Source organism: Xanthomonas sp. WHRI 8393 (assembly GCF_040203315.1).
Classification (GTDB): Bacteria; Pseudomonadota; Gammaproteobacteria; order Xanthomonadales; family Xanthomonadaceae; genus Xanthomonas; species Xanthomonas arboricola.
The window spans coordinates 118329-143475 of record NZ_JBEGGL010000008.1; the positions used below are offsets into that span (position 1 = coordinate 118329).

General features: G+C 66.0%; 18 protein-coding genes. 6 read left to right on the plus strand and 12 right to left on the minus strand.

Annotation, left to right across the window (positions count from 1 at the left end):
• Positions 1 to 98: 98 nt before the first annotated feature.
• The 4 genes from ABQ137_RS19565 to ABQ137_RS19580 all read right to left on the minus strand — a co-directional run bounded on the left by ABQ137_RS19565 (position 99) and on the right by ABQ137_RS19580 (position 6705).
• The gene (locus ABQ137_RS19565; protein WP_102581237.1) at positions 99 to 419 is read right to left on the minus strand and encodes a hypothetical protein; all 321 of its coding nucleotides are present in this window, start codon (positions 417 to 419) and stop codon (positions 99 to 101) included.
• 114 nt (positions 420 to 533) lie between these two features.
• Entirely contained in the window at positions 534 to 857 is a 324-nt protein-coding gene (locus ABQ137_RS19570; RefSeq protein WP_184519853.1) for a hypothetical protein, read from the minus strand.
• A 209-nt stretch (positions 858 to 1066) separates the two neighbouring features.
• On the minus strand, positions 1067 to 4927 hold the full coding sequence (locus ABQ137_RS19575) for a translocation/assembly module TamB domain-containing protein (protein WP_349783402.1): 3861 nt from the start codon (positions 4925 to 4927) through the stop codon (positions 1067 to 1069).
• Entirely contained in the window at positions 4924 to 6705 is a 1782-nt protein-coding gene (locus ABQ137_RS19580; protein WP_016903873.1) for an autotransporter assembly complex protein TamA, read from the minus strand. The genes ABQ137_RS19575 and ABQ137_RS19580 overlap by 4 nt, the downstream gene beginning before the upstream one ends.
• 240 nt (positions 6706 to 6945) lie before the next feature.
• On the opposite strand from ABQ137_RS19580, the gene ABQ137_RS19585 reads away from it, so the two are divergent.
• Positions 6946 to 9636, plus strand: a complete 2691-nt coding sequence (locus tag ABQ137_RS19585) for a TonB-dependent receptor domain-containing protein (protein ID WP_349783408.1) — start codon at positions 6946 to 6948, stop codon at positions 9634 to 9636.
• 217 nt (positions 9637 to 9853) lie between these two features.
• On the opposite strand, the gene ABQ137_RS19590 is transcribed toward ABQ137_RS19585, so the two are convergent.
• From ABQ137_RS19590 to glyQ, 3 genes are all read right to left on the minus strand, one after another.
• Positions 9854 to 11443: a tetratricopeptide repeat-containing sulfotransferase family protein gene (locus tag ABQ137_RS19590; protein WP_349783403.1), complete on the minus strand. Its 1590-nt coding sequence runs from the start codon at positions 11441 to 11443 to the stop codon at positions 9854 to 9856.
• Positions 11443 to 13698 (minus strand): glycine--tRNA ligase subunit beta, encoded by a 2256-nt coding sequence (gene glyS, locus ABQ137_RS19595; RefSeq protein WP_349783404.1) that lies wholly within the window; start codon positions 13696 to 13698, stop codon positions 11443 to 11445. The genes ABQ137_RS19590 and glyS overlap by 1 nt, the downstream gene beginning before the upstream one ends.
• Before the next feature lie 294 nt (positions 13699 to 13992).
• Positions 13993 to 14901 (minus strand): glycine--tRNA ligase subunit alpha, encoded by a 909-nt coding sequence (gene glyQ, locus ABQ137_RS19600; protein ID WP_039513568.1) that lies wholly within the window; start codon positions 14899 to 14901, stop codon positions 13993 to 13995.
• A gap of 90 nt (positions 14902 to 14991) precedes the next feature.
• On the opposite strand from glyQ, the gene ABQ137_RS19605 reads away from it, so the two are divergent.
• The 3 genes from ABQ137_RS19605 (at position 14992) to ABQ137_RS19615 (ending at position 19047) form a co-directional block, all read left to right on the plus strand.
• Positions 14992 to 16806, plus strand: coding sequence for a GspE/PulE family protein (locus tag ABQ137_RS19605; RefSeq protein WP_016904251.1), 1815 nt, complete (start codon positions 14992 to 14994; stop codon positions 16804 to 16806).
• Between the two features lie 531 nt (positions 16807 to 17337).
• Positions 17338 to 18102 carry a glutamine amidotransferase gene (locus ABQ137_RS19610; protein WP_016904252.1) on the plus strand — a complete coding sequence of 255 codons (765 nt, stop codon included), beginning with the start codon at positions 17338 to 17340 and terminating at the stop codon, positions 18100 to 18102.
• Positions 18103 to 18147: 45 nt separating this feature from the next.
• Entirely contained in the window at positions 18148 to 19047 is a 900-nt protein-coding gene (locus ABQ137_RS19615) for a BPSS1780 family membrane protein (RefSeq protein ID WP_016904253.1), read from the plus strand.
• A gap of 266 nt (positions 19048 to 19313) precedes the next feature.
• Here the strand turns inward: ABQ137_RS19615 and tatC are convergent, their stop codons facing one another.
• The 4 genes from tatC to ABQ137_RS19635 form a co-directional block, all read right to left on the minus strand.
• The gene (gene tatC / locus ABQ137_RS19620; RefSeq protein WP_024937600.1) at positions 19314 to 20051 is read right to left on the minus strand and encodes a twin-arginine translocase subunit TatC; all 738 of its coding nucleotides are present in this window, start codon (positions 20049 to 20051) and stop codon (positions 19314 to 19316) included.
• Positions 20048 to 20680 carry a Sec-independent protein translocase protein TatB gene (gene tatB, locus ABQ137_RS19625; protein ID WP_349783405.1) on the minus strand — a complete coding sequence of 211 codons (633 nt, stop codon included), beginning with the start codon at positions 20678 to 20680 and terminating at the stop codon, positions 20048 to 20050. The genes tatC and tatB overlap by 4 nt, the downstream gene beginning before the upstream one ends.
• A 15-nt stretch (positions 20681 to 20695) precedes the next feature.
• Entirely contained in the window at positions 20696 to 20923 is a 228-nt protein-coding gene (gene tatA, locus ABQ137_RS19630) for a Sec-independent protein translocase subunit TatA (protein WP_016904256.1), read from the minus strand.
• Positions 20924 to 20996: 73 nt separating this feature from the next.
• Positions 20997 to 21899 (minus strand): lipid-binding SYLF domain-containing protein, encoded by a 903-nt coding sequence (locus ABQ137_RS19635; protein WP_016904257.1) that lies wholly within the window; start codon positions 21897 to 21899, stop codon positions 20997 to 20999.
• 152 nt (positions 21900 to 22051) lie between these two features.
• Between ABQ137_RS19635 and hemH the strand changes: the two genes are divergently transcribed.
• Complete coding sequence (gene hemH, locus ABQ137_RS19640) at positions 22052 to 23017, plus strand: ferrochelatase (protein WP_349783409.1); 966 nt, start codon at positions 22052 to 22054, stop codon at positions 23015 to 23017.
• Positions 23018 to 23019: 2 nt separating this feature from the next.
• Positions 23020 to 23886, plus strand: coding sequence for an alpha/beta fold hydrolase (locus tag ABQ137_RS19645; protein WP_349783410.1), 867 nt, complete (start codon positions 23020 to 23022; stop codon positions 23884 to 23886).
• 142 nt (positions 23887 to 24028) lie between these two features.
• On the opposite strand, the gene ABQ137_RS19650 is transcribed toward ABQ137_RS19645, so the two are convergent.
• Positions 24029 to 24814, minus strand: a complete 786-nt coding sequence (locus ABQ137_RS19650) for a YgjP family zinc-dependent metalloprotease (protein ID WP_039513591.1) — start codon at positions 24812 to 24814, stop codon at positions 24029 to 24031.
• Between the last annotated feature and the right edge of the window lie 333 nt (positions 24815 to 25147).

Consider the following 25147-nt stretch of genomic DNA (forward strand, 5'->3'; position numbering starts at 1 on the left):
ATTAAATTCGAGAATTCTAGCGCTAATATCAATGGAGCCCCCCGCCTCATTGCGTGAATTCAGCACAGCTTGAATTGTGTCATGACGTACTTGGTCGCTCAGTTCTCAAGGTATAAGAACTTTCCTTTGCACAATTTGTCGTCATCGTCAATGATGAAAGTTATTTTCTTCCCTGTGGTCAGCGAAGTTACCAGTGCAGCATAAATAGCTTTGTTGTTATCTATACTTGGATTTGCCCAATACACTGGCTTTCCTGCAGGACAAGCGGCATTTCCTGAATTCAATACAAAGGGAATTTGCGAAGGCATATAACTCGCTTCAATGGATGTCACTTGACCTGAAATGTACTGAAGTGCATCCGCCTTACCACAAGCTATTGCCAGACCAAACAGAACAATAGGATAGAGACTCTTTCTCACTTATCCACCTGAATTGTAAAGAATTGATGTCAGATCACATACCCGCATGATCATCGCTTGAGCGGCAAGCATGAGATCACTAGTTTTTTAAACAGTAGTCAAAGGCAGCAACTTCTATTTACTCGACCGTATCGCTATTATTTTAGTGCGCCCACCAAATCCACAGTCGCCTTTTTCTACAATCAGCTGCACATCAAGATCACGCGTATACGCCGTCAGAGCCATGGCAAGCAGCTCTTGGTATGCCGCATGGTTGCGATCAATAACGAAGTCGTTTGGACCAGCGCTGCAACCTGTGATCGACGCAGTGGAGTGAAGTAGAGCGATGCCCTCGCCATACCAGCCATTCTCTACGTAAGTGGTTTTTCCGGGGCCAGTGGCCTCGGCGGCCATGGTCGCACCAGCCAATGACGCCATCAGCGCCAGCAAGTACTGCAAGCACGACCTTTTACCGAGATGCACCTTAGCTTCCCTTGCTATCAGCTATAAAACGATATCAACGGCCACAAATAGCGCCACGCATGTGCGCAGGCTAATTAGTAGTTACGTTCCCCTGGTACCTCTGCACGACAAGCAGAGCTAGCAACCCCGGCAGAATGAACAGCCAAGTCAGCTTTGTCAATATGTGATGAAGAACAAGCGGCGGGTTATTTTTCCCGCCGCCAGTTCACCGAGCCCTTGGTCTCCACCGTGCTGGATTCGGCTTCGATGTCGAAGCCGCGGCTGAGCAGGTATTTCAGCGTCAGCACCGAGCCGCTGCCGACCATCGAGACGCCGTAGCCGACGTAGAGTTTTGGCGAGAGGTACTTGCCGAAGCCCACCACCGAGCCGACGGTGCTGGATTCGCTCACTCCCGCTTCGTCCAGGCCGAGCTTGGCGCCGATCTGCGAGGCGATCAGGCTGCTGCCGGCCGACAGGGCGGCCGAGGCAGCGCTGACCTGCTGGGTTTCGTCGCTGCTGGCGGTGGACAGGCCACGGCCGAGTACCAGGTACGACAATGCTTCGGATTGCGACATCGCCGGTTCCGACCACACATCGGCGCGCGGCGATTCGGCACGGCCGCTGACGTCGATGCCGGCGGTGACATCGCCGACCTTGCGTTCGGCGCGCAGGCTCACGCGTGGGTCGGAGACGATGTTGTTGTTCCAGGTCAGCTGGCCACGGCTGATGGTCAGGTCCTGGCCGTAGGCCTTGTAGCGGCCGCGCACGTCCAGCCCGCCGTTGGCAGTCATCTCGCGGCCCGGGCGGGCGCGGATCTGCATCTGCCCGCTCAGCCCGCCCTTCAGGCCGAAGCCGCTCATGTTGACCTTGTCGCCAAGCACGATGGCCAAGTCCATATCCAGCGGCGAAGCGGGCGCTTCTTCCGGATCCACCGGGTCCAGCACCACTACGTCCTCGGATACCGAGGTGCCGCGATCCAGGCGTTCCAGGTCGATGTCGGCTTCGGGCACGGTGACCTTGCCACGCAGTTGCATGGTGTTGTCGGTGATGCCGAACTGCATGTCCGGGTTGGCGATGATGCGCAACTCGCTGGTGTTGTAGGCCAGCACGTTTTCGCCGCGGATATTCAGCAGCAACGGCGTGCTGGTGCCGAACCACGACAGCCCGCCATCGATGTTGAGCGTGCCCTGCCCCGACTTGGCAGAAGCAGTGATCTTGGCCGAGCCATCCGGTAGCGCGTCGAAGCGGCCCTTGCCCTCGCTCAGGGTCAAACCCATCGACGGATATTCGGCAGTGAAATCGCTCAGGGTGGCATCGCCGCCCAGCAGCGGCTTGTCGCGGGTGCCGCGCAGGCTCACATGGCCTTCGACCAGACCCTTGGGCCGCACCACATCGGCCACCACCAGCTCCAGCCAGTACAGCCGCGACATGTTGAGATACAGCTCGCCGTTGAGCGGCGCGTACGCATCCCAGCCGGTGTTGAACTTGGCATCGACAAAGCCGGCGCCCTGGAAGCCGATACCCAGCTTGGCCTGGATCTGCTGCGGGGTGAAATCGGCCTGCACGCTGAACTGGTCGTAGCGCAGCAACTCGCCGCGATTGGGGTTGCCGGCCACCGCCGCGTAGCGGGTTTCGCCCAGGCGAATGCCGCCTTCGGGCGAGGCGATGCGGAACGAGCCTTCCCAGGCATTGCCGCGCGGCTTGAAGCTGCCGTCCAGCGACAAATCGCCACGCAGATAGATCTGCCGCCCTTCCTGCTTGGGTAACCACGGTTGCACCAGCGACAGCGGCAGTGCATCGCCGTGCACCACCATGCCCTCGCGCGGCCAGTTGGCGCTGGCGCACAGCGCGCCGCCGGTGGCTGCGCCCAGGCAGGTGTCGGACAGGGTAAACGCGGCGCCATCGGTGCTGAACTGCGCCGGCTGGCGCAGCGCCCAGGCATCGCCCTTGGCCGGTGCGATCCGCAGCGTGGCGACCTGGCCCTGCCAGCGCTCGCCATTGCGACGGACATCGCCCTGCAGCGCGACGTTGGCCATGCTGTTGGCGATATCGGCATCCAGGCGCAGCGCTTCCACCGCACCGCGTGCCTGCACGCGCACGCTGTCCAGCACCACGCCGGCTTCGATCGCGGTGCCCTGCAAGGCCAGCTGCCCGTCGCTGCCGCGCCACGGCAAACGCCCGCGCAAGCTGATGCTTTGCGCGCTGTAGTCGTTCCAGCGCAAGCCGTTGCCGACCAGGTCGGCAGTGATGTCGGGCGCGTCGCGACGGCCGCTGACCTGCAGCTGCCCGCGCATCGTGCCGGTGGCGCCGGGCAAGACATCGTCCAGCTGCAGCGGCTGCAATTGCGCGGCGATATCCAGCTGGTCGCCGACCTTGCCCTTGGCAGTGATGCGGCTATTGCCCAGCGACAGCTGCAATTGGCCCTCGCCCTGTTCACCACGCAAGGCGAACTTGCCGTTGGCCGACAGCGCGCGTTGACGCAGCTGGCCGGTCAGGCTCGGGATATCGGCCGTGGCCTCGAAGCCCGGCGACACGCCACCGGCCGGTGCCGGCAACTGACGGCCCTTGGAGGCGACCTTGCCGGAGAGATTGCCGTTCCAGCCCGGCGCGAAGTAGCCCGGATCGAACTTGGCCAGCTGGGCGCTGACATCCCACTGCAGCTCCGGGGTCCAGCCCACCTCGCCGGTGAGATCCAGCGAGCCGCCCGGGGTCTTGGCCTGCACCTGCTTGAGTTGCGCACGTTGATCGTTGCCGCGGCTGTCGAACACCAGCGCGGCCTGCTGCCCGTCGCGCTCCAGCTTGGCGCGGCCGATCGCCGCCCACGCCTTCAGGTTACCGGCCACGCCCAGCCGCGCATCGACCAACTCCACCGGCACCACCGGCGCATCGGGGGTGGCCGGGTCCGGCGTCGGGGTGAAGCGCAGGCCACTGGCGTTGACCGCAAAACGGAAACTCGGATTCTGCGTGTCGCGGAAATCGGCAGTCCCACGCAACTGCGCGCGGCCTTCGAAGGCATCGATCACCAACGGTTCGACGGTGATGACCTGGTCCAGCAGGCTGATGTGCGAGGGCTGCAAGGTGGCGCTCAGCTCGCCCTGCTTGACGCTGCCTTGCAGGTCGGCGTTGCCGCCCTTGCCGGAGGCCTGCAGGTTCAGCGCGATCGGTGTGGCCGGGGCGGCGTACTCCCCATTGGTGGCCGGCGTCAGCAGCGAGGTATCCAGCGCGTCGGTGACGGCCTTGAAGGCCCAGGTCGGATCGTCACGCCCGGTGAACACCAGGCTGGCCTGCAGCGGTGCCGGCGCGCGGCCGGCGATGGCCACTTCCATCTTGTCCAGATCGCCGCGTGCGACCAGCCCCAGGCTGGCCGGGGTGCGCCCACGTGCGGCCGGCAGCACCGCGGTGGCGGTCAGGTCGGCGCGGTAATCGTCGTTGGGCACGTAGTCGCCGTGCAGGCGGAAGTCGCCCATGTCGGTATCGACCACCAGATTGCGCGTGCGCAATTCGCCGGTGGCCACTTCCAGCCCGCCCTGCACCCTGTGCAGGACGATCATCGGCTGCTGCAGCTGGGTGATGCGCAGGTTCTCCACGTCAATCTTGTCGGCCTGGATCGCCAGCGGCACGTTGATCTGCGGCAGCGATTCGGGCCAGCTCGGCAGCGTGAACGGCTCCTCGCTCTTGCCCAGATTCAGGCTGGCATTGCTGACCTGCACCGCATCCAGTTGCAGCTTGCGCCCAAGCAACGGGCGCAGGTCCGGTTCCAGGTACACACGCTCGGCGGTGAAGTGGATGTCCTGATAGCGGAAATCGACATCGCGCAAGGTCAGCGGGCCGGCCACCGGGCCTTCGACCTTGCCATAGGTAAAGGTGGCACCGACCGGCAGGCGCGCGGTCACCTGCGCCAGCAACACGTCGCGCCCGGCCACGGTCTGCAGCAGCCAGTACACCGCGATCAGCGCCAGCAACACCAGGCCCAGCACGGTCAGCCCCGAGCCCACCCAGAACCGGCGGCGGCGGTAGAAACGCGCGCGGCGCGGTGCGGGGGGTGGCGCAGGGGTCGGCGTACTCACAGGTTGGCCCCGATATCGATATAGAGCTGGAACTGCGAGTCGGGGTCGTTCAGGCCATGCGCGATGTCCACGCGCACCGGGCCCACCGGCGAGCGCCAGCGCAGGCCGAAGCCGATACCGGTGTGCCAGTCGGGCGTGTCGTCGAAGGCGCTGCCGCTATCGACGAACACCGCGCCGCCCCAGGGGCCGCCCTTGAGGTAATGCTCGTATTCGGCACTGGCGGTGACCACGTTCTTGGCACCGAGCGCGAATTCGTCCGGCTTGGGCGTGCGCGGGCCCACTTCGCGGAAGGCATAGCCGCGGATGCTGTTGGCGCCGCCGGCAAAGAAGCGCAGGCTCGGCGGCATCGCCACCAGATCACTGGTCCAGGTGGTGCCGCCTTCGCCGCGCAGGATCACCCGGCCGTTGTCGCCGGCTCCCAGGAACCAGCGCAGCTGGCCGTAGAGCTGGCCGAAATTGGTATCCGAGCCGGCGCCTTCTGCACCGCCGCGGATGAACGCCTGCCCGGACACGCCACTGCGCGGGAACAGGCGGTCGTCGACATTGACGTAATTGACCTGCAACTGCGGATAGATCAGCGTAGAGGTCTCGTAGACCGCATCGGTGAAATCGCTGCCGCTGCTGAACCGCCAGCGCTCGCGCAAGGCATTGATCGAGGCGATCGCACTCCAGCGCTCGTTGATCTGGCCGCTGCGGCTGCCGGTGAGTTTGACGTTGCGCAGGTCGATGTACTCGGTCTGCTCGTCGTAGAGCCGTGCCGAGGCGGTGTACCAGCCATCCAGCCAGCGGAACGCCGGCACGCGGTAGCTGGTGGTCAGGCTCTTGCGGTTCTGCGCGTAATCCAGCTGCGTGTCCATCTTGTGGCCGCGCGAATTGACGTAGCGCCGCTCCACGCCGCCACGCACACCGGCGCCGCTCTCGCTGCCGTAGCTCAAGCCGGAGGTGTAGACGGTGCGCTTGGCGCGGGTGAGCTTCACATCCACCGGCACCCGGCCCTGGTCGTCGGCTTCTTCGGGCTTGGGCTGGATGTCGATGGTGCTGAAGTAATCCAGCTTGGTCAGCGACTCGCGCAGGCGATCCAGCTTGCCTTCGTGGTAGTAGCTGCCCTCGTCCCAATACACCAGCGGCTCGAACAGGCCGGGGCGGAAGTAGTCGTAGTCGAAGCGCACCTTGCCCATGTCGTAGCGGCGGCCGCTGTCCCAGTTCAGATCGATATCGGCGGCGTGCTCTGCGCGCGTCACCGCGACGCGGCGCTGGGTGAAGTCGGCATCGAAGTAACCGCGCTCGGCCAGCCGGCGGGTGATGCGCACCTTGCTCGCTTCGTATTGCGGATGGCTGAAGACCTGGCCTTCGCGCGGTTCGAACTGCTTGAGATCCTGGCCCAGGTAACGGTCCTGCTCGGCCCACCCGGTGATGGAGATATGCGACTGCCGCACGCGTACCGGTTCGCCGCGCTCCACGGTGATCACCACGGTCACCTTGTCGCCGGTGCGCGGCGCAGCCAGCTCGATGGTCGGCGAGTAATAGCCGAACGGTTCCAGCGCCTCGCGCGTCTGCCGTTCGGCCTGCGCCAGCAGGTACTCCAGCCGCGACTCGCCCTGCTCCTTGCCGACGGCCTCATACAGAGACAGGGAGACCTCGATGTTCTCGATCATCTCGGCGTCGGCGTCGTCGTCCAAGCCCTTGATTTCGATCTTGTCGATGGTCGCCCGGGCAACCGCTTGCAGCGGAACGAACAGGGTGCACAACAGGGAGAGAGCAAACGCGGCTTTAAGCATCGGCAAAGGATACCCAGCCTGGGCGTGAAGGGACAAAAAAACTGAAGAAACACGCCTATACGGCATCGGATAGAACTCGGTACAGTCGGTACGTTGTTAACGTTTCGTTGACACCCATTGCGTGCGGCCCCCCCGATTGCCGCGCGCCCGTTCATACCTTTGGAGAGAGAGGTGCGTTTCATGAAACGTCATTTGCTGGTCACCGCCGTGTGCACCGCCCTGACCATGCCATCGCTTGCGATGGCACAGGATTCAGGTGAAGTGACTCAACTGGACAAGGTCACGGTGACAGGGTCGTTGATTCCCCGGTCCCAGGTCGAAACCGCGACCCCGGTGTTTTCGATCACCGCTCAGGACATCCAGCGCCGCGGCTTCAAGGACGTCTACGACGTGCTGCGCTCGCAACCGATGGCCACCGGCTCGGTCCAGGACGGTCAGTTCAGTGGCGGCTTCACTGCCGGCGCCAAATCGCTGAGCCTGCTCGGCCTGGACCCCGGCTTCACCCTGGTGCTGATCGACGGCCGGCCGATGGCCGATTACCCACTGCTCTACAACGGCCAGAGCAATTTCGTCGACCTGGCCAGCGTGCCGGTGGGCATGGTCGAACGCATCGACGTGGCGCCGGGCAACCAGTCCTCGATCTACGGCTCCAGCGCCATTGCCGGCGTGGTCAACATCATCCTGAAGAAGCGCATGGACGGCGTGCAGATGAATTACCGCATGGGCACCTACGACGGGGGTGGCGGCAACAACCAGCGCTTCCAGCTCACCGGTGGCAACGAAATCGGTGGCGCCAACATCGTGTGGGGCCTGCAGCTCAACAATCAGGGTCCGATCTACGGCTACCAGCGCCGCGATTTCGATTCCACCAGCGACAATCCTGACCCGACCCTGCGTTACGGCTCACGCATTGCCTTGCATAACCTGCCCACCACCTATCTCGATCCGGGCGCCGAAAATTGCGCTGCATTGGGACCGCTGTTCAATGGCTCGGTGCAGTACGACAACCGCGCCAACCGCGGCAACTTCTGCAGCAGCCGCACCGAGCCGGGCTACGCCAGCATCCTCAACAAGGAACGCAGCGCCAGCGGCTATGCCAACCTGAGCTATGCCTTCAACGATAACGTCGAGCTGTACTCGACCCTGCTGCTCAATCGCACCAAGGTCGAGGTCAATAGCGGCCCCCGCTTCTGGCAGACCTCCTCCGATACCGGAGGTTTTTTCTACAATCAGGACAGCCAGCAGCTCGAAAGCTATCAACGCATCTTTGCGCCGGAGGAAACCGGCAATCAAAACTTCAACAACGACCGCCAGACTGCCGACTCCTACAACATCGCGCTTGGCCTGAAAGGCGGCCTGGGTGCCAGCAACTGGACCTACGATGCCTACTACGCACGCTCGGAATATCGCATCGAAAGCCGTCAGCAGTGGCCGCTGGCCGACCGCATCGAAGATTTCTTCCGCGAACAGTTCCTTGGCGCTCCGCAGGGCGAGTACTACGGCTACCCGATCTATTCACCCAACGATGCCAACTTCTATCGCGCCTTGACGCCGGCGCAGTACCGCAGCTTCAACGACGAAATCCGCACCAAGTCCCGGACCTGGACCCAGAACGTCAACCTGCAGCTGACCAACACCGAGTTGTTCAACCTGCCGGCCGGTGCGGTCGGCGTCGCCGGTGTGGTGCAGGCCGGTAATCAGTACTGGACCAACCCGACCGACCAACGCGTGATCGCTGGCGACTTCTACCAGCTGACCGGCACCCAGGGCAGCGGCAAGCGCGAGAACTGGGCGGCGGCCTTCGAAATGCGGGTGCCGATCCTGAGCACCTTGACCGCCAATCTGTCGGGCCGCTACGACGACTACAAGAACCAGGGCGGCGGCGGCGATTCCAAGTTCACTTACAAGGCCGCGCTGGAATTCCGTCCGATCGATTCGCTGCTGTTCCGCGGCAATTACGCCACCGCGTTCAAGGCACCGGACATGGCGTTTTCCTTCGCTGGCGACAGCGGCTTCTTCCAGGGCGTCAACGATTACTACCGTTGCGCACTCGAAGAACCCAACGTGCCGATCGCCGACTGCACCTATGGCGGCACCAGCATCCAGGGCCGTCGGTCCGGCAATGCGGATCTGAAGTCGATCACCGCAAAGTCCTGGGGTGCCGGCGTGGTGTGGTCGCCGAGCGCAAGCTTCAGCGTCAACGCCGATTACTACAACATCAAGATCGATGACAAGGTCAGCGACCTGAGCACCGATGCCCTGCTGCAGAACGAATCGGCCTGCCGGCTCGGCGCCCTGGATATCAACTCGCCGACCTGCGTCGACGCGCTGTCGCGCATCGATCGCACGGCCGCCGATGCGCCGGTACCCAATCGCCTGAGCAACATCCGCATCAACCCGGTCAATATTTCCAACGAGGAAATCTCCGGCGTGCTGACCAAGGCGACCTACAACCTGGCTACCGACTCCTGGGGCCTGTTCGTGTTCGACGCGCAATACAACCTCACGCTCAAGCATGAAAGTCAGCAGTTCCCGCAAGACCCGGTGCGCGACCTGCTGAGCGAGCCGTTCTTCTCCTCCGAGTTCCGCAGCATCACCAATGCCTCGATCACCTGGCAGAAGGATGCGTGGACGACCACCTTGTTCGGCCAGCGTTACGGACGTACGCCCAACTTCACCGCACAGCAAAGCACCGATGGCTATGCGGTGGAAGGCGCACGCAAGGTCGGTGCGTGGACCACGCTCAATGCCACGCTGGACTATGCGGTCAACGACGACATCTCGCTGACCGCCACGGTCAACAACCTGGCCGACACCCGGCCGCCGCGCGATCGCACCTACAGCAGCTATCCGTACTACAACATCTTCAACTACACCGGTTACGGACGCTCCTACATGCTGGAGCTCAACTGGCGTTTCGGCGCGCACTGAGTCAGCCAGGGCGGTATTTGCCAACGGCAGCCATGGGGCTGCCGTTGGCGTTTTGAGACAAGCGTTTTTGGGTCGAGCGCTTGGGGATCGCCGCTGCTGCGAGTGGGCGAACTTGGAGTGGCCAGACACGACGAGGCTGGCGACACGCAGGCGTTTTCGATTGCGGGCATAGCGCATACATCGCGGCGGCGTCTCCGCGTCGTTTCGCTGGCCGTTGTCAGCGTGCGTCGGTCTGGATCAGGCCGGCATGCAACAAGGCCTGCCGCAGCGGCTCCAGCTGCGCGGCGTAGCGCCGCCATTCTTCAACGTTGCGCCCATGCACGCCTTCGCGCACCTGCACGCTGCTCAGCGTGGCCGACGCGGCCGCATTGCGGGTGATATCGATCTGCCCGGGCTCGATCTGCAACCCGCAGCGCGCCATCAACTGCTGCAATACCGCGGATGGATCGCGCACCATCTGCGCATAATCCACATCGATCACCCGGCCCGGCAATGCCGCGCGCCACTGCGCCATCAGGGCGTGATACGCCTGATAGTGGCGCGCCAGCGTGTGCAGGTCGTAGCTGTAGGCGTAGGAGTCGCCGAACAGCGCGCGGTAATTGGAGAAGCACACCGCCATCGGCTCGCGTACCAGATGCACGATCAATGCCCCCGGCAAGGCACGGGCAATCGCGCCGATCGCCACTGCATTGGCCGGTAACTTGTCGATGTACCAGCGTGCCGTTCCGGCCCGCCATTGCGTCTGTTCCAGGTAACGCGCGCCGATCTGCGCGTAGTCCAGCGTCGGCAAGGCCTGCAGCAGGCGCGCATCCAGCAGGCTGCGACCGGCCTGGTCGGCGCCCCAGCGCAGTTGATGGCCGAAGTCGTTCAACTCGCCAGCCGACACGATCTGGGAATGGTTGCCCAGCATCCGCTCCAGCACCGTGGTGCCCGAGCGCGGCAAACCAAGCACGAAGATCGGTTGCGGGCCGTGTGCGACGGGGGCTTGCTGCGCGGCGAACAGGCCCTGATCGGCCAACGCACCCAGCTGCGCGTACAACGCCGCCTCGGCCTCGGCGTCATGACGCAGGCGTGCATGCATCACCGCGTTGCCGTGCTGTAGCGCGTCCCAGGCGGCCCCGGTCTGGCCGAGGTCTTCCAGCTCCTTGTACAGCGCGAACGCCAGCCCGGCGCGATCTTCGCTGTCGGGCTTGGCGAGCTGCAACTGTTGACGCAGTTGTTCCACATGGTTGCTGCTGGCGCTCTGCCGGCGCAAGCGCGCACGCGTCAACGCCGCGCGGCCATAGCCGGGCGTATGCGCCAGCGCATGCTCCAGCGCCTGCGCCGCTTCATCGAGGCGACCATTGAACTGCAACTGCACCGCTAGAAAAAACCGGAAATCCGGTCCATCGAATCCGCAGGCCTGCGCCCGCTGCATCATCGCCAGTGCGTCGACATGTTCGCCCAGGGATTGATGCACGTGCGCGAGCAGGGCCAAGGTCGCGCCGTCCTGGCACCGCATCACCGACGGGTGACGCAGCAAGGCATGCAGTGCGCGATGCTCGCCGACACGCAGCAAGGCCTGCGCCACCCGGCAACGCATCGCCACGTCGTCGCCCAGATCGCCTGCGGCCAGCCGCAGCTGCACAACCGCCTCGCGCATCCTGCCGTTGGCCAGCACGGTGCCGGCCAGCAGCACGCGGGCCGCCACATGCGCCGGCTCCACCTCCAGCAGCGCCTGCAACGCAGACGCCGCCACAGCCAGGTCGCGGCGTGCCAACGCGGCCTGCGCGGTCTGCCAGTGCACCGCGCCGGCGGACGCAGCCATCAGCTGGACAGATGCTCGATGGCGGCGACGCTGCCGAGGCGGTCGCCGAGCTTCTTCAGCAGGGCCAGACGATTGGCGCGCAATTGCGCGTCTTCGGCGTTGACCATCACCCCGTCAAAGAACGCGTCCACCTGTGGGCGCAACCGCGCCAGGCGTGCGAGCACGGCGACGTAGTCGTGCCGGTGCAGCGCATCGCCGGTATCGCCGATGGCCGCTTCCACCGCTTCGGCCAGGGCTTCTTCGGCCGGTTCGCGCAGCAGGCTGGTGTCGATATCGCCGGGGATCTCGCCCTCGACCTTGCGCAGGATGTTGCGGATGCGCTTGTTGGCTGCGGCCAGGGCTTCGGCTTCGGGCAGCGTGGCGAAGATGCCGATCGCATCGATGCGGCGGTCGAAGTCGTAGAGGGAGCCGTGGGTCGCGCCCAGGTGCGCTCCTACGAGCCCTGTAGGAGCGCCCTCGGGCGCGACCGAGAACAATGCGGCGACCGCGTTGAAGTGCGTGGCAGGAACGCCCTTGTCTGCGTAGTAGCCGCGTAGGCGGTCGAGGATGAAGTCGAAGAGCTCAGCGCTTTTTGGCGCAAGATCAGGGATTGTGAATCGACGGGCTTGGATTTTTGAATTTTCTTCGGGGAGTTCTTCTGTCGTGATACCGCTATCGCCGAGGTGCGACTTGATGGCTTTAGTCTCGAAAGGCGAGCTATTGATCAACGCGTTGTACGCCGAACTCAAGGCTCTCGTTAACAACTCGCGCAAATCCAGATCAAACCCACTCTCAATCACCGTCCGCGCCAGCCCCAGGGCATTGCGCCGCAGCGCGAACGGGTCCTTGTTGCCGGTCGGCTTCAAACCGGCCGCAAAGCCACCGGCCAAGGTATCCAGCCGTTCGGCAATCGCCAGCACCTTGCCCAGCGGCGACAGTGCGATGTCGTCGCCGGCAAACCGCGGCTGGTAGGCCTCGTCGATGGCCAGCGAAATCTCGCTCGGCTCACCGGCGGCCTTGGCGTAATGACGCCCTGCAATGCCCTGCAGCTCCGGGAATTCGTTGACCATGCGCGATTGCAGGTCGTTCTTGGCCAGCTGCGCAGCGCGACGCGCCTGCGCCGGATCGGCGCCCACCTGCGGCGCAATCGCTTCGGCCAGCGCCGCCACACGCGCCACCTTGTCGGCCACCGTACCCAGCTTGGCCTGGTAGGTCACGCTGGCCAGACCCGCGCCCATCGCCTCCAGGCCCTGCTTGAGGTCTTCGTCGAAGAAGAACTTGGCATCGGCAAAGCGCGGACGGATCACCCGCTCGTAGCCCTTGGCGACTTCGGCCACGTCCTTGGAGACGATATTGGCGATGCCGATGAACTGCTCGGTCAACTTGCCGCCGTCGTCCAGTACCGGGAAGAATTTCTGGTTGATCTCCATGGTTTCGATCAGCGCTTCCTGCGGCACCGCCAGGAAGTCGCGCTCGAAACTGCACAGCACCGCCGACGGCCATTCGACCAGGTTGACCACCTGCTCCAGGTTGTCGTCGCTGATGCGTGCGCTGCCGCCGGCCTGCCTGGCGGCGGCTTCGACCTCTTCGACGATGCGCGCACGGCGTGCATCCGCATCCACCAGCACATGCGCCGCGCGCAAGGCCTCGATGTAGTCGCCCGGTGCCGCCAGCGATACCTCGCCCTGATGCATGAAGCGGTGCCCGCGGCTGAGGCGATCGCCACGCACGCCCAGCAGCTCGGCCGGAACCACGCTGTCGCCGAACAGCAGCACCAGCCACTGCACCGGCCGTGCGAAGGCGTATTCGTGCGCGCCCCAGCGCATCGGCTTGGGGATCGGCATCGCGGCGATCGCTTCGCGCAGGATGTCGGGCAGCAGGTCGGCGGTGCGCGCGCCCGGCGTCACCGCGCGGTGCACGAAGCGCTCGCCCTTGGCGTCGCTGGTGCGCTCCAGCGCGGTCCAGTCGATCCCGGCCTTGGCGGCGAAACCGGCCAGCGCCTTGGTCGGCTTGCCCTCGGCATCCAGCGCGATGTTGAGATACGGGCCCAGCACTTCGGAGCGCTGCTCGGGCTGCTCGGTGGCCACGCCCGGCAGCAGCACCGCCAGGCGGCGTGGTGTGGACAGCGGCTTGGCATCGCCCCGGGTGACCGCGACGCCGCGCTTTTCCAGACCGTGCAGCACGCCATCGAAGAAAGCCTGCGCCAGACCCGGCAGCGCCTTGACCGGCAGCTCTTCGGTGCCCAGTTCGATCAGCAGGGGAAGTTGTTCGCTCATAAGACGTGGACCTTTACGTGTTCCCTTCTCCGGTCGGGAGAAGGTGCCCCGAAGGGGCGGATGAGGGTACGGGCGAAGCTCTGTGGAGTTTGGGTGCAGGAGGGCTGCGCCCCGTCCCCTCACCCCAACCCTCTCCCAGGGGGAGAGGGGTCTGCTGGTCACTTCTCCCACCGGGAGAAGGTGCCTCGAAGAGGCGGATGAGGGGACCGGCGAAGCTCTGTGGAGTCTGGGTGCAGGAGGACTGCGCCTCCGTCCCCTCACCCCAACCCTTCTCCCGGGGGAGAGGGGCTTTGGTTACTTCTTTACTCCGGGAAAGCCCAGCTTCTCGCGTTGTGCGTAATACGCCTGCGCCACGCCCTGCGCCAGCGCGCGCACGCGCAGGATGTAGCGCTGGCGTTCGGTCACGCTGATCGCGCGACGCGCATCCAGCAGGTTGAACGCATGGCTGGCCTTGGTGACCTGTTCGTAGGCCGGCAGCGGCAGGCCGACCTCGACCAGGTGCCTGGCTTCGGCTTCGCAGGCGTCGAAGCGATGGAACAGCTCGGCCACGTTGGCATGCTCGAAGTTGTAGGCGCTCTGCTCCACCTCGTTCTGGTGATAGACATCGCCGTAGCTCACCGGCGTGCCGTCCGGGCCGTAGGTCCACACCAGGTCGTAGACGTTGTCGCAGCTCTGCAGGTACATGCACAGCCGTTCCAGCCCGTAGGTGATCTCGCCCAGCACCGGCTTGCACTCCAGTCCGCCGGCCTGCTGGAAGTAGGTGAACTGGGTGACTTCCATGCCGTTGAGCCAGACTTCCCAGCCCAGGCCCCAAGCACCGAGCGTCGGCGATTCCCAGTTGTCCTCGACAAAGCGCAGGTCGTGCACCAGCGGATCGATGCCCAGGGCCTTGAGCGACCCCAAGTACAGGTCCTGGATGTTGTCCGGGTTGGGCTTCATCGCCACCTGGTACTGGTAGTAGCGCTGCAGGCGGTTGGGGTTTTCGCCGTAGCGGCCGTCGGTGGGGCGGCGCGAGGGCTGCACGTAGGCCGCATTCCACGGCTCCGGTCCCAGTGCGCGCAGGAAGGTGGCCGGATGGAACGTGCCTGCGCCCACTTCCAGGTCCAGCGGCTGGATCAGCACACAGCCTTGCTCGGCCCAGTACTGGTTGAGGGTCTGGATCAGGCCCTGGAAAGTGATTGGAACGCGCCGGGAATCGGACATGCAGCAAAGGCCGTGCGGAAGGGGTGCGCTAGTATACCGGCCGACCCGCAGCGCTTTGCCGCGGAGCACCGCCGCAGGGGAACATCGAACATGGAACAGCGGCGTACGGCCGATCCAGACAGCGCAGCGGCGATCCTGCCGCGCGGCCGGTTGATGTTCGACCCGGTGGCTGCCGCGTTGCTCGCCGATGGCATGGTGGTGCCGCACGAACACGAGCGCGTGCAGTTCTCCGCCGCCGGCGTACGCAATGCCAGCGAGGTGCATCCGCTGGTGCTGCTGGCCAATCTCAAGCTGCATGCCGCGCAGCCGCCGGCCGGCGAACTCGGGCTGGAACGGCTGACCGAATGGCTGGCCACCCGCACCGGCCTGCGCTATCTGCGCATCGATCCCACCCGCATCGATGTGGCCGCGGTCACCGGTGTGGTCTCGCATGCGTATGCGCGCCGCCACCGCATCCTGCCGCTGGCGCTGGATGCCGAGCGCGTGCTGATCGCCACCAGCGAGCCGCTGGCGCTGGAATGGCTGGCCGACGTGCAGCATCTGAGCCGGCGTCGCATCGAGCTGGCACTGATCAACCCGCTGGACCTGCATCGCTACACGATGGAGTTCTTCGGCGTGACCCAGTCGGTGCGCGGCGCGCGCGGCGATGTGCGCAGCGCCGAACCGGGTGCCGGCCTGCCCAGTTTCGAGCAGCTGGTGGAACTGGGCCGCGCCGGCGACGTCAATGCCGACGACCACCACATCGTGCATATCGTCGACTGGCTGCTGCAGTACGCGTACGAACAGCGGGCCAGCGACATCCATCTGGAGCCGCGTCGCGAGGCAGGGCGCATGCGCTTCCGCATCGACGGGGTGCTGCACAAGGTGCTGGAAGTACCACCGTCGGTGATGACCGCGGTGGTCAGCCGCATCAAGGTGCTCGGCCGCATGGACCTGGCCGAACGCCGCCGCCCGCAGGACGGCCGCATCAAGACGCGTTCGCCGGGCGGGCGCGAGGTGGAAATGCGCCTGTCCACGATGCCCACCGCGTTCGGCGAGAAGTGCGTGATGCGCATCTTCGACCCGGATTCGGCGTTCAAGAGCATCGAGCAGCTCGGCTTCAGCCCGGAAGAGGCCGCCGGCTGGAGCGCGCTGGTCGAGCGCCCGCACGGCATCGTGCTGGTCACCGGCCCGACCGGCTCGGGCAAGACCACCACGCTGTATTCCACGCTCAAGCGCCTGGCCACGCCGGACGTGAACGTATGCAGCGTGGAAGACCCGATCGAAATGATCGCGCCCGAGTTCAACCAGATGCAGGTACAGCAGAACATCGACCTGGATTTCGCCAGCGGCGTGCGCACGCTGCTGCGCCAGGACCCGGACATCATCATGATCGGCGAGATCCGCGACCTGGAGACCGCGCAGATGGCGGTGCAGGCTTCGCTCACCGGGCATCTGGTGCTGTCCACGCTGCACACCAACGACGCCGCCTCGGCGATCACCCGCCTGCTGGATCTGGGCGTGCCGCATTACCTGGTGGCGTCCACGCTCAACGGCGTGCTGGCGCAGCGGCTGGTGCGCACCCTGTGCGTGCACTGCAAGCGCCCGCATACGCTCAGCGACGACGAGTGGGCGGCGATCCGCGAGCCGGGCGAAGCACTGCCGGAGGTGCTGAACGTACACGCGCCGGTCGGCTGCCTGGAATGCCGCCGCACCGGTTACCTGGGCCGTGTCGGCCTGTACGAGTTGCTGCCGGTGAGCCCGCGCCTGCGCAGCCTGATCCGCGCCGACACCGACCTGGCCAGCTTCAGCCACGCTGCACGTGGCGAGGGCCTGCGCACGCTGCGGCGCACCGGCCTGGAGAAGGTCGCCGCCGGGCTGACCACGGTGGAAGAGGTGTTGTCGGTGTTGCCGCCGCGGGACTAGGCGGATCGCCTGGGACTTGCACGATTATCGGCACAGGCGCCCCTCACCCCAATCCTTACTCCGCGCCCCGGCCCGCGTTTGCGACGCGGGCGCTCCGAGGCTTGCGCGCCAGTGCCGCGCAAGCCGTGCCCTCTCGCCCCGGCGGGAGAGGCGCCTCTCCCACCATTGCTCCCTTCTCCCACCGGGAGAAGCTGCCCGAAGGACGGATGAGGGTACGTCGGCACGCACATTGCGCCATTGGCAGGGGCTCGGCCTCGCCATTGACCAGGTACACGGCACGACCGAGTACAACCAGATCGGCGGCGCACGATCACCGCGGCAACCGAGTCGGCAACCGACGTGGCACAAACCATCTCAGCCATCACTGCTCTTACATCCACACAGCGCAAGTCACCAGCGCCCCGCCCCCCAGCCATCAGCACATAGCCATCCGGAATAACCTTAGCTGCATGCGTTGGCACGCCACTTGAAAAAAACCGCCTGGAGCTGCCTACAATCGGGCACATCAGTCGCTGCTGGATTTCCGTCCGCATGTCCGCCTTGCCGTTCCTGATCATCGAAACCGGGCATCCCGTGCCGGAGATGAAGCGATACGGCCGTTTTCGGCACTGGATCCGCGTCGCGGCCGGGCTGGCCGAGCATGAGACCGTCGCCGTCGATGTCGCCAATGGCGGCCGCCTGCCCGACCGCGACGGCTTTGCCGGCACCATCGTCAGCGGCTCGGCCGCCTACGTCACCGACCGCGCCGACTGGAGCGAACGCAGTGCTGCCTGGCTGCGCGATGCCGCCCACCAGGGCATGCCACTGCTCGGCATCTGCTACGGGCACCAGCTGCTGGCGCACGCGCTGGGTGGCGAAGTCGACTACAACCCGGCCGGGCGCGAGTCCGGCACCATCGCGCTGGAATTGCACCCACCGGCCGAGCAGGACCCGCTGTTTGCCGGCCTGCCGGCACATTTCCCGGCGCACGCCACCCACATGCAAACCGTGGTGCGCGCCCCGGACGGCGCCATCGTGCTGGCGCATTCGCGGCAGGACCGTTGCCATGCCTTCCGCTGGGGGCAGGCCACCTGGGGCGTGCAGTTCCACCCCGAGTTCGCCACCCACCACATGCGCGGCTATGTGCAGGCGCGCGCCGAGTGCATTGCCCGCCACGGGCACTGCGCCCGCACGGTCGCCCGCGAGGTCACCGCCGCGCCGATCGCCCGCAAGCTGCTGCGCCGGTTCGTGCATCACGCACGCGGCCTGCAAACAGTGACCACTCATCCCGCCGCACACACGCAAAAGCAGCGATAATCGCGTCACGCCGGATGGTCCGGTGCGTATCGATCCGGAATGGGAATGAGCGAAATCCGCAAGGTGCCGGCGTCTGCCGGCGCAGAATGGCTGTTGACCGGTTTCTCGCTGTTGAAGCGGGCGCCGCTGGCGCTTGGCTCGCTGGGGGTGATCTGGAGCGTGGCGGCCACCCTGGTGGTGTCGCTGTCGGTGCTGGTACCGCTGCTGGGCCCGGCCCTGCAGTTCCTGCTGGTGCTGGCCGGCCCGCTGTTCATGGGCGGCCTGCTGTGGGCGATCCGCGAGGTCGACGAAGGCCGCATCGCCAAGCCGTCGCATCTGCTGCACGGCCTGCAGGACGGCCGCGCGCCGCATCTGCTGGTGTCGCTGCTGCCGCAGCTGATCGCCGGCCTGTTGCTGGGCGTGCTGCTGCTGGTGATGATCGGCGCCAGCGGGCTGCAGCAGTTGTCCGAGGTGATGATCAAGATCAACCAGATCAGCCAGTCCGGCGCGCAGCCGGACCCGGTGCAGATCGAGCAGCTGGCCGCCAGCCTGCCGGCCGGCCGCATCCTGCTGTGGCTGCTGCTGACCATCGCCACCTTCGCGGCGATGACGCTGGCGCTGTTCGTGATGCCGCCGCAGGTGATGTTCGACCGCAGCACCGGCGGCCATGCGCTGCGCGAGAGCCTGCGCGCCAGCCTGCACAACCTGCCGGCGATGCTGGTGTTCTTCGTGCTGGCCTTCATCGCCATCTTCGCCATCTATTTCGCGGTGATGATCGTGGCGCTGATCGTCGGCCTGGTGGCCGGCCAGACCGTGGCGATGTGGCTGGCCCAGCTGCTGCTGATGGCGGTATTGATGCCGGTATTCGCCGGCTCGGTGTACGCCGCCTGGAAGCAGATGTTCACCCACGCAGGCGCAACCGCGCAGCCCACGGCACCGTCGCGCCCGGATGTGTTCGCCGCCTGATCGCCTTGACCGGCGATGTGCTGACAACAAACCCTGATCCGTAGGAGCGCACCCGGGCGCGACGAAGCTTTCCCGGGGACGCCCTAGCTCGCGCCAACGTGTTCGCCGCCTGACCATCCCACCCCGTAGGAGCGCACCTGGGCGCGACGAAGCCTTCCACGGGAGAGCCCCGGTCGCGCCCGGGTGCGCTCCTACGGGCGTGATTGCGTTCGGGTGATGCCGGATTGCGCGCCTGCATGGCGGCGCGCCTCACCGCGGCGAAAGCGCTAGGCGGGCTTCGGCCCCACCGCGCGCGAGGCGACGATACCCAGCTCGTAGAGCAGGCACATCGGGATGGCCAGCATCAGCTGCGAGACCACGTCCGGCGGGGTGAGCACCGCGGCCAGGATGAAGATGCCGACGATGGCATAGCCGCGGCCTTCGCTCAGCTGCTTGGGGCTGACCCAGCCCAGCAGCACCAAGATCACCAACGCCACCGGCAGCTCAAAGCTCGCACCGAAGGCGAAGAAGATCGCCAGCACGAAATCCAGGTAGGAATTGGCATCCGGGGTAATGGCGATCACGTCCGGCTTGAACGTGGTCAGGAAGTGGAACACCGCCGGCAACACCAGGAAATACGCGAACGCGCAGCCGATGTAGAACAGCGCCACTGCCGAGGCCAGCAACGGGAATGCGAGTTTCTTTTCGCGCTGGTACAGGCCCGGCGCCACGAAGGCCCAGGCCTGGTACAGCAGCCACGGTACGCTGACGAACACCGCCACGAAGAAGGTCAGCTTGAGCGGTGCGAAGAACGCGCCGGCCGGGTTCATCGCGATCATCGTCTGCCCCAGCGGCAGCTGCGAAATCAGCGGCGCGGCCAGCCACGAATAGATCGCACGCGAGAACGGCAGCAACGCCAGCAGCACCACGCCCAGGCCGATCAGGGCGCGCACCAGGCGCGCGCGCAATTCGACCAGATGCTCGATCAGACTGCTTTCGGCCTGTGCGTCGTCGAACAGGCTCACGGCTGTTTCTCCTGGATATTGCCCGGCGCAGCCGGCTCGGTCGGCGCTTTCAGCGTGCTCGGCTCCAGCGGCGTGGCGGTGGCCGGCGCCTGCGCGCCAGTGCTGCTGAGATGCGCGGCATGCGGCGCCGGCACCACGGTGTCGTGCGGGGCCGGTACCAAGGTTTGATGGGGCGCTGGCGCAATCGGCTGGGCCTGGGCAATGACCGGTGCGGCCTCATGATCGGCCGCATCCGCAGCGCCCGCTGCCGACACGGCAGTCGCCCCGGCCGGCAGATCCGCATGCGCCAGCTCCAGCGGTGTCGCTACCGGTGTGGCCGTGCTGCGGATATCGATATCGCGCCCGACCTCGTCGTGCAGCGCGCGGGCGCCCTGCTCCAGATGCTGCTGCTTGGTGCGCAGCTGGTCTTCGGCTTCGCGCAGCGAGGCCTGCACATCCTGCAGGCTGCGCTTGAGCTCTTCGGCTTCCAGCTCGCGCTCCAGCTCCTGCTTGACCGAATCCCACTGCATGCGCGCGCGGCGCACCCACAGTCCGGCAAACCGGGCCGCCTTGGGCAGGCGCTCGGGACCGAGCACCACCAGGGCGACGATCGCAATCAGCGTCAGTTCGCCAACACCTATGTCAAACACCGACGCCGCTCCGGATCAACGCGCGTCGCGATCGCGCTCGGCCTGCGCCTCACGTGCCTGCTCGGCCGTGCGGGTGTCGTCCCCGAGCTTGCCGGCCGGCTTGTCGTCGTCGTGCATGCCTTTCTTGAATTCCTTGACCGCGCTGCCGAGATCCTTGGCACCGCTGGTGAGCCGCTTGGTACCGAACACCAGCAACACGATCACCAGCACGATCAGCCAGTGCCAAATGCTGAAACCGCCCATGATCTGCTCGCTTGCTGAAGAAGAAGGAAGACGCAGGATACCCCAGCGCATCGCGCAGGGGGATGACAGCCTGTCAGCGGTTGCCGTCCAGCGATTCGGTACGGATTTCGCCATCGGACACCGGCTGGAAGCCCTGCTGCGGCGGTGGCGTCGTGCTGGGCTGCATCGGCACGGTGCTGGCCTCGTTCACCGCTGGCGGCGGCGTGGTGGTCGCCTGGGCCGGCGGCGGCGTTGCCGGACGCGGCGCGCTGGCCCCATCGTCGGCGCTGCCATCGGTACCGCGATTGGCGCGTGCGGTGTAGGTCGCCTCTTCCAGGCGGTCGCGGAAGGCGATCACGTCGGTGGAGGCACGCTCGTTGGTGCGGCCTTCGAAGATCATGCGCGGGGTGGCGCCGCCACCGTAGGCGTTGAGGTCGGCGGCATCGTCGATCTGCAGCACCGCACCGTCCAGCGCCACGCCGGCGAACAGGCCACGGGCGCGCGACCACGACCAGATTTCGGCCTTGAGCTGGCCGTCGGTGGCGGCGGCGGCATTGCGGCCGACCGGGCCGGCGGCCACGCCGGCATCGGCACCGAGGGTGAACTTGCCGTTGACGATGTTGTCAAGGCTGCGGTCGTTGCGGAACACCAGCACCACGTCGGAGGACTGCACGCCGGCCTGGAAGCCGATGCTGCCGCCGGTGAGCTTGACGAACACCGGCTGCGACCAGCTGCCATCGGCATTCTTCATCGACATCAGGCCGTGCCCGCGCCGGCCGCCGATCACCAGCCCGGCCTTGAGCGTGTCGGGGATGACCACGATGGCGCGCGCCTCGTCGAGCAGCTTGTCCGGGATCGCCTGCTCGGGGATCTTCATGATCTCGTTGAGCACGCGCACCGCGTTACGCGCGCGCTGGTCCTCTTCCGGGCCGGCGACGGCATGGCCGGCGGCGAAGGTCAGCGACAACAACAGGGCCAGGCGCGACAGACGAGGCATGACAAGCTCCAAAGGACAATCCGTCAAAGATAGCAATGGCGCGACGTTAGTGGTGGCGCAATGAATCGGTGGTGAGCGCAACCGGGGGGCAGAGGCGGTCAATGGCGGCGATCGATGCGCTGTCCTCGGCAGCACCGCTGCGCTCTGCCAGAATGGTGCGCATGAACACCACCCCCGATACCGCCCTGCTGGTCGTCAATCTCGGCACCCCCGAGTCGCCCACCGCCCCGGCCGTGCGCCGCTACCTGGCCGAGTTCCTCAGCGACCGCCGCGTGGTCGCGATCCCGCCGCTGTTCTGGAAGTCGCTGCTGTACGGGGTGATCCTGCCGATCCGCGGGCCCAAGTCGGCCGAGAAATACGCCAAGGTCTGGCTGCCGGACGGCTCGCCGCTGGCGGTGTACACGCGCCGCCTGGCCGAGGGCCTGAAAGAGGTGATGCCGGACTGGCACGTGGAGTGGGCCATGCGCTATGGCGCCCCGGCGCTGCGCAAGACGCTGGATGGCCTGCGCGCGCGCGGCATCAGGCGCATCGTGGTGCTGCCGCTGTATCCGCAGTATTCCACCACCACCACCGCATCGATCCAGGACGTGATCGATGCCTGGCGCCCGAGCGCGCCGGAAATCGCGGTCGAGGTGATCCAGGACTATTGCGAAGACGCCGGCTGGGTCGCGGCGATCGCCGATTCGATCCGCGCGCACTGGCAGGCGCATGGGCGCAGCGAGAAGCTGATGTTCTCCTTCCACGGCCTGCCGCAGCGCGTGGCCAATGCCGGCGACCCGTATCCGCAGCAATGCGAGCGCAGCGCGCAGGCCATCGTCACCGCGCTCGGCCTGGGCGCGGACGAATGGCAGATGGGCTACCAGTCGCGCTTCGGTTCGGAACGCTGGCTGCAGCCGTACGCCGAGCCGACCTTGTGGAAACTGGCCGAAGGCGGCGTGCGCAGCTTCGACCTGGTCTGCCCGGGTTTTGCCACCGACTGCCTGGAAACCCTGGAAGAAGTGGCGCTGGGCTTTGCCGAAACGCTGGCCGAACGCGGCGCCAAGCTCAGCTACATCCCCTGCCTCAACGCCAGCCCGGCACACGCGCAGGCACTGGCCGCAGTGGCGCGACGCGCGTGAGGTTGGAGCCGTTTGCGTGCGACCTGGCGATCGGCCGGGTCACCGGGCTGCGCAATCCCGAACGTGGCCCGCGCCGGGTGCTGGCACTGCATGGCTGGCTCGACAATGCCGCCAGCTTCCTGCCGCTGAGCGCGCATCTGCACGCGCAGGACCTGGATCTGGTGTTGCTGGATCTGCCCGGCCACGGCCACAGCGCGTGGTTGCCCATCGGCGCCGAATACACGCTCAGCAGCGCGATCGCGATCCTGCTGCAGGTAGCCGATGATCTGGGCTGGGAGCGCTTCAGCGTGCTCGGCCACTCGCTGGGCGGCGGTGTCGCCAGCCTGCTGGCCGCTGCGGCGCCGGAACGCGTGGAGGCACTGATCGCGATCGAGGCCTTGGGCGCGCTGGCCGAGCCGGTCGAGAGCACCGCCACCCGCCTGCGCGATGCGGTGGCATCGGCACGCACGCTGGCGCAGCGGCCGTTGCGGGTGTTTCCCTCGATGGAGATGCCGGTGCGCGCACGCATGATGGCCAACCAGCTCACCGAACCGGCCGCGCGGCTGCTGGTGGAGCGCGGGGTCTGCGCGGTCGAAGGCGGCTACAGCTGGTGCAGCGACCCGCGCCTGACCTTGCCCACCGCCATCCGCATGACCGAAGCGCAGATCGACGTATTGCTGGCCTCCATCGCCTGCCCGACCCAGGCCATCTTCGCCACGCCGGCGCAGGTGTACTTCCCCGATGCCCTGCGCGATCACCGCGTGGCACTGATGCGCGATGCACGCCTGCAGTTGTTGCCCGGCACGCACCATGTGCACATGGAAGCACCGGACGCGGTGGCGGCAGTGATCAACGGATTCCTGACGTCGTTGCCGCCGCCGCACGCGTGATGCGTGGAATGCGTGCATGCGTGCTGCGCGATGCCACGGCGCTGACGTTTGTGCTTGTTGCATTGCATGCGACAGCAGACCTCAGTGCCGGTAGCACCGGCAGGTAGCGTCAGCGATGCCAACTGCATCGCGACTACCGGCCTCACTCCACCTGCAACAACCGCCGCAACTGCGCCTTGAGCTGGCGGCCGTGCTCGTGGAAATAGCTGCGCTCGTCGCGCCAGGCGGGAAAGCGCTGTTCCACCTCGGCCCAGAACGCCGGCGAGTGGTTGGCCTGCAGCAGGTGGCAAAGCTCGTGCACCAGCACGTATTCGAACGCGGACGGGCGGCCGAGCACCAGCGCCAGATCCAGCGCCATCGAGCCATCCGGTGCCAGCGAGCCCCACTGCGAGGACATCACCTTTAGCCGCACCCGCGCCGGGGCGCGCGGCAGGCCGGGCAGATAGCTCGGCAACCAGCGGCCGACATCGGCGCGCGCCTGCGCTTCGTAGAATTCCTTCAGCGTGCGGCGCAAACCTGCATCGCCCAGGCGGGTCGGCACATGGAACTGTGCGCCATCATCGGTGACCTCAATGCGTGCGTAGCGCCCGTCGTGCCAGCTCAGCGGCAACAAGGCACCGCGTAACGGCAGCAGCCCCGGCACGCCACGCTCCAGCGCCGGAAACGCATCCACCTGCTGATAGCGCGACAACTGCGTGCTCAGCCAGTCCAGATGTGCCTGCAGAAAGCGTTCGCCGGCCACCAGGCTTGCGCGCAGTGGCAAGGTCAGCCGCGCGCCGCGTTCGTCCACACTGAGCTTGATGCGCCGCGCACGCGGGTCGCGCACGCGCAGCACCGCGATCTCGCGCCCGTCCAGCTGCAGGCGCAGGCAATCGCGTTCGACAACCTGCGGGGCGGGCGCGATAAGGCGGCGGACGGGCTTGAACATGGGCACAGGATAGCGCTGCGATGTGTCAGGTGGTGAGACGGGGCGATTGATGCATTCGATGTTGGCGCGACTTCTTTGAGCGACTGGCAAACGACGCTGCCCACCGCCAGGTGCGCGCAGCCGGCGTCGCTAGAGCTGCGGCCTGGCTGCAGGGCTATTGCCCGCCCAGCACGGCCGAGTCTCTGTGCTTTGGGCGTCGTACTGGATAGCGCGAATGGAACAGTTGCAGAGTGGCTGATCGGCGACTTGGCTGCAGGGCCCTTGCCCGCCCACCATCGCGGGACACGCCGCAAGTACGTCCTTGTAGGCTCTTACGCGGCATCCATGCCGCGT